Origin of the sequence: Candidatus Chordibacter forsetii (assembly GCF_964187505.1) — a bacterium.
Classification (GTDB): Bacteria; Verrucomicrobiota; Verrucomicrobiia; order Opitutales; family Seribacteraceae; genus Chordibacter; species Chordibacter forsetii.
Genome location: NZ_CAXLML010000029.1, coordinates 1 through 5,326 on the forward strand (window position 1 = coordinate 1; position 5,326 = coordinate 5,326).

Annotated in this window: 4 protein-coding genes and 1 pseudogene; 1 reads left to right on the forward strand and 4 read right to left on the reverse strand. The window is 42.8% G+C overall.

What is annotated here, in order from left to right:
- Positions 1–541, forward strand: a 541-nt coding sequence (locus tag ACKPQ4_RS01210) for an ADP-ribosylglycohydrolase family protein (protein WP_407679387.1), incomplete at its 5' end; no start/stop codon positions are given.
- A 69-nt stretch (positions 542–610) separates the two neighbouring features.
- On the opposite strand, the gene ACKPQ4_RS01215 is transcribed toward ACKPQ4_RS01210, so the two are convergent.
- From ACKPQ4_RS01215 to ACKPQ4_RS01230, 4 genes and pseudogenes are all read right to left on the reverse strand, one after another.
- Positions 611–1,423 (reverse strand): SGNH hydrolase domain-containing protein, encoded by an 813-nt coding sequence (locus tag ACKPQ4_RS01215; RefSeq protein ID WP_407679390.1) that lies wholly within the window; start codon positions 1,421–1,423, stop codon positions 611–613.
- A 96-nt stretch (positions 1,424–1,519) separates the two neighbouring features.
- Positions 1,520–2,560: pseudogene (locus tag ACKPQ4_RS01220) on the reverse strand (acyltransferase family protein); the annotation flags it as partial.
- Complete coding sequence (locus ACKPQ4_RS01225; RefSeq protein ID WP_407679388.1) at positions 2,523–3,407, reverse strand: metallophosphoesterase; 885 nt, start codon at positions 3,405–3,407, stop codon at positions 2,523–2,525. The gene ACKPQ4_RS01225 and the pseudogene ACKPQ4_RS01220, both read right to left, overlap by 38 nt.
- Positions 3,404–5,326, reverse strand: a 1,923-nt coding sequence (locus tag ACKPQ4_RS01230; protein ID WP_407679389.1) for a DUF6797 domain-containing protein, incomplete at its 5' end; no start/stop codon positions are given. The genes ACKPQ4_RS01225 and ACKPQ4_RS01230, both read right to left, overlap by 4 nt.

A 5,326-nucleotide genomic window follows, 5' to 3' on the forward strand; every position in this document is an offset into this window, starting at 1 on the left:
CGGCCCGGCTAGGATTGCCCCACTTATTGCATTTCTTTCCAACTCTTCTGAAAATGAATTGGTGAAAGCAGCGGTTGAACAAACCGTTCTCACCCATCGATCCAAGGAGGCCGAAGAAACTGCCATCTTTCTTGCTCAGGCAGGTTATCGTCTGATGCACGGAACCGACCTGCATGATACCCTCAATCAAACGGCTCCCGAGTGGGCACTCAAAAAGGCAAACAGTGTACTCTCAGAAAATGCTGTAGGTGCGATTAGTAAATTAGGACCAGCCTGTTCGATTTCATCCGCCCTCCCCTCCGTTCTTTATTTAGCCATAAAGCACGGAGATGACACAGAGACAGCTTTTATTGAAAATGCCATGGCAGGAGGAGATAATTGTGCCCGTGGATTAGCTCTCGGTATCCTCTTGGGTTCGGCCAATGGACTATCTTCTATTCCTGAATCTTGGATCGAAAATTTGGAGTCCCAGATTACATTGAACCAGTTTCTCGAACAAGTTAGCCAAATAAGCCAGACTGAAAAGCAGTCTAAGAACTAGTGTCGAAATATTTTCAATTATTATTTCTTAGTTTTAAAAGTTTTTGTTTAGTCTCCCGACCATATCCAGTTATTTAATTCCTGAAATGATTTCTTGAGCAATTTCCTTACAGCCAAACTTATTTAGGTGATCATCATCGTAGTAATAAGGAATAACACTCTTCCTCTCCCCTGAAAAATAATAAGAAAAGTGAGCATCTTGATTAATCAGAAAATGATGGGGATATATTATTTCAAATGAAGAATTAACCGAAGCAATTTTCTCTAAATGATTAAGAAATTTCTGGTGTAAGGAAATGTATTTGGAAACTGAGGTATCAAACCAATTTTCTCTTTGAAAAAAACTTCTTCCGATGTTCGGTCCCCAGTATGGAGATTCGGGAAACGGAGCAACCATGAGTATTTTAGGAACCAAGGAAGATAAGTATAGAATACTACTTTCAAAATTATCAAAAAAAACCTGAGGGAGATCGGGAAGTAGAGGATCGTAAAAGTAATTATCTTTAGATCTTGAATGCCTAAATGAAATTAATATCGCTTTGGCTCCGTCTGAATCTATCTTAATTTGCTTATGCCAAGCCTTCAAAAAACTTTCTTCCGTATTTGGGTTGATCGCCAAAAAGTTGGTTTTAAACTTTTTTTCATATGGATGAAAACCTCTCCATTTTTTTAATTCCAACAACTCCCCAAGACTAGGCATAAGCATTCTTGCATGGGAATCGCCTAGTAACAGAAGATCGTTTTTCCTCTGTGATAAATCTCCAAAATAATATCCTTTTTCTCTTCGGTCCGAATCGTAATTGTCTCGTGCTAGATCACGAACAGACTCAGAAAAAACAATACTTCTTGGATTTAAGCCAAATTTCGAAATTTCATTAGGCAAAAAACCTAAAGTTAAAAGTAAGGCAAAGGGAACAAGTAACCACTTAAGGGAAATAGCACCAGATCGAAATGGCTTCTCGATTAAAAAATAGCTAATCCAAGCAGCCAGAAATGTCAGTAAAATGGAGAGGATAACAATATCTTCATCTAGGTAAAATGGGTGAATTACAAAATGACGACTGATAGAAAGCAAAGGATGGTGCCAAAGATAGATGCCGTAGCTAAGTGTTCCGATTAGTACCAGGACTTTGGCTGAAAGGAAACGACAGACAAATCCCTGCGGTCTACAAAATTTAATAATTAAAATTGTACCCGTTACCGGAAATAAACACCACAGACTTGGGGAATTAATTGATTCATCTAAAAAGTAAAATGAACCCAAAATCAAAATTAGACCTAGGAGTGAAATAATATCAAAAAAATATTGTGGGTAATTTCTACAATTTTTGATTTTACAAAAAAAACATAGTGCACCAGCAGCCAACTCCCATGCACGTGTGAGAAGTAAATAGAAATTCCATTTACCCAATATTTCTCCTCCAAAAAAACAAAGAAATAAACTAGAGAAAAAAATAAAGGAAATTAAGAATATGGGACTTTTGTTTTTCCATTTGAACCCAAACAAAAGCAAAATCGGATAAATCAAGTAGAACTGCTCCTCAACAGACAAACTCCATGTATGTAGCAGAGGAGTTAGCTCACTCGAACTAGCGAAATAACCGTTATTTAATGAAAAATAAAAATTTGAGTAAAAAAATAGAGACGAAAGAACAGAATTGGATAAGGACTCACTTTCCTGCTGAGATGGCCGAGCTACTAGAAGGAAAAAAAATGAAACGACCAAAAGCATGAACAAGAATCCTGGAATGAGCCTACGAATTCTTCTTAGATAAAATTGTTTTAAAGAAATGCTTCCTTGATTCAACTCCTCAACAAGTATGGATGTAATTAGAAAACCACTTATAACGAAGAAAACATCGACTCCCAAAAAGCCACCTGAACAGAACTCAAAACCTGCGTGAAACAAAACAACAGGTATTACTGCTATTGCACGTAAACCATCAATCTCTGACCTGTAAGTCATAGGACAAAACAAAAAATTATTCCCACTCGAGAGTCCGATTGGACTCCCGGCCATATCCCTCAATGTTCAGATATTCGGGGTACATCCGAATGATGGAATAGGCTGATTCATTCGTATCCACCATGCCTTTGCAAGTAAGGTAGTGAATGCCGCCTTTGATCCCATACTTGCCCTTGTGGTTGTGTCCATTGATGTAGGCCTTTACGCAGGAAAATTCTTCCAACAGAGCGATCACTTCTTTTGCATTCCATAGGTTGTGTGGATCGGGAGGATAGACGGGGAAGTGGCAAAAGAGAGCAACCTTTTCCTCTGAGTCCTCAGCCTTCTCTAAAGTTTTCCTTAACCAGTGCAATTGTTCAGGGCCTATTCCCCCATTCCACTTAGGTGAACTGATTTTCTTTTTTCGGTAGTATTCCTCAGACTTTTTATACATCTCACTACCTTTCGGGTAAGCAATAAAGCTCAGGTCATTCCCATCCAGACATATGAAACGCCAGTTCTTGATTTTGAAATCGTAGTATTTTGCCGGCATGCCCAACTTTTTCGGAACCAGTTCTTTGTACTCATCCGCCACTTCGAAGTCATGATTTCCAAGAACATGATAACCGGGTGCATTTAAAGAATTATAGATTGGAAGTATCTCATCAAAACTAGAAAAATTACGGTCAATAAAATCCCCGAGATGAATAACAAAAGATAAATCTTCCTTGTTAAAATGCTCCACGCACTGATGTAGCTTTTCCTTGGATGAAGAATATTTTCTCTTCCCTCCATCCGGAGCCTCGCAGTACTGGCAATCCGCGATCGCACCAAAGGAGAATTTGTATTTGGTATTCTTTTTTTCTTCAGCAAGTACAGATGCACAAAATGCAAAAGAAATAAGTCCTAATAAGCGAATCATTCGACCTCGTGGATGGTATGATCTATGCGTCCCTTGAACTGAAGCCCGTCCGCAGATTGTAATTCATAATCAATCTGCACCATGTGGGCGGGGTGCAGGTTGGGCACATACAGAGCGATGGTTTTACCGTCGTCGAGAAGTTCTACCTTATCCAATTTTAAATCATTAACTGGAATTTCAGGAGATCCATAATTGGAGGACCATTTCAAATTCCATGCCCCAAATTTGTACTTCGACAAATCATTGGCTAGTTGGGGATCGAGTGCCTCATAAAACCCGACCTCAATGCGGTCTTTTTTAACCTCCAAGGATTTGGGTAGGTGGACGGGCTTGCCTGTGTAACGAATACGGTCCAACCCACCTTTTCCTTTGGCATTGGTTTGCCAACCTTTAAGTCCGGATACATAGAGCTGCCCATCACCGGGATTGATCCGTGCCCGCATCGCACTACTGGATAGATCAACCGGGATCCGGGAAACCCCTCCCTGCATTTGCCCGTTCTTTTCCTCTTTAAGCACCACATAGAGTTTACTCTGACCGTAAGACATATGAAGGAGTTGATCCTTCAAAGGACCCCACTTATCACTTGTAACCCAGACCTGGCCACCACCGGAATTGTCCACTCCACGCTTCTTGGTCATCCAGACCAGTGGTTTGGGTGCTTCCTCCGGAAAATGCTGAAAGCCTGGTCTCTTCATAAAGTTTCTGCGATATTCACCCCAGTTGCTGTAAGGAACTTCATAACCTGCAATCGGAGAACTTTTAAATTTCCGATCACCTCGGTAGGAATCAATCACTCCATTGAAACTATCTGGCTTTACCCAGTTCAAGGGAGCGGTGGGTATGAAACTGCCCTCATTGTCTCCTGTGGTTACTTCCCCATTTGGTCCCACTCCGAGTCCATTGGGTGCACGGAATCCACTGGCAAAAATAGATAGCTCGTCTCCGCTTGGAGAAACTTTCAGCACACAACCATGGTGCCTGCCCAATCGCTCAAACCCGGCTCCACCCGCCCGAACCGGGCAACCCATGCTGAAGTAGAAATTTCCCTGCGGGTCGGTTTGCAGATCGAAACAGAATGCATGAAATCCCTCAGTGGCATCCCAGTCATTGTTAAAATTCTCCAGAAAGTCTGCCTCGCCATCGTTGTTAAGATCATGGAAGCGGGTGATCTGATTGTCTCCGACGGTGTAGATTTTTCCATCAACGATCCTCAGCCCGAGGGGCTCGTGCAACCCGGTGGCAAATCGTTTCCATTTGAGGTTTTGCAAATCATCGTCGATGCCAGAAACGATCCAGACATCGCCATCCCAGGTGCAGACGGCAGCACTATTGCCATCGTCAAAAAAATCGAAAGCCCCTATACGCATGCGCGGTTCGTATTGGTTATTAAAAGGGATTCCGAGGGTATCGACCACATAGGCATCTGTCTGGTTATCGGAAAGTTGACCTTTTGTCCCAAGGGAATCTCCCCACTGGGCATCTCCACCCTGAGTCAGAGCACCAAGATCTTCGGCTCGACCTGCAGCCGATTGCACCGCTGGTTGATAGGCTGGATCTCCCGGCCAGAATGCGATCTTAGTACGATGCTTGCCCGCAGGAACCCGCAACAGAGCCAGACCATCTTCAAAGGAAAGTTTGGAGTCCACCGGACCGTCGGTGACCAAATAGTTAATCCGCTGCTTAGCCCATTTCACCGACAAGGTGGCGGCTGCTTTATGCGAGGAATCCCCCTCGGCAAGTACAACCATGCCTGGTTCAGGAAGATCAGTCTCGAGCGTACGGGTGAAGGCAGAGAAACCAATCTCTTCGACCACGCTTGGCATATCCAGCACCGTTCCCTTGCCCACGGAATAGGAAAAGATGGCTCGACCGTTGTGGACATAGTGCCCCTTGAAATGAGCCCAGTCTTTGGGCAA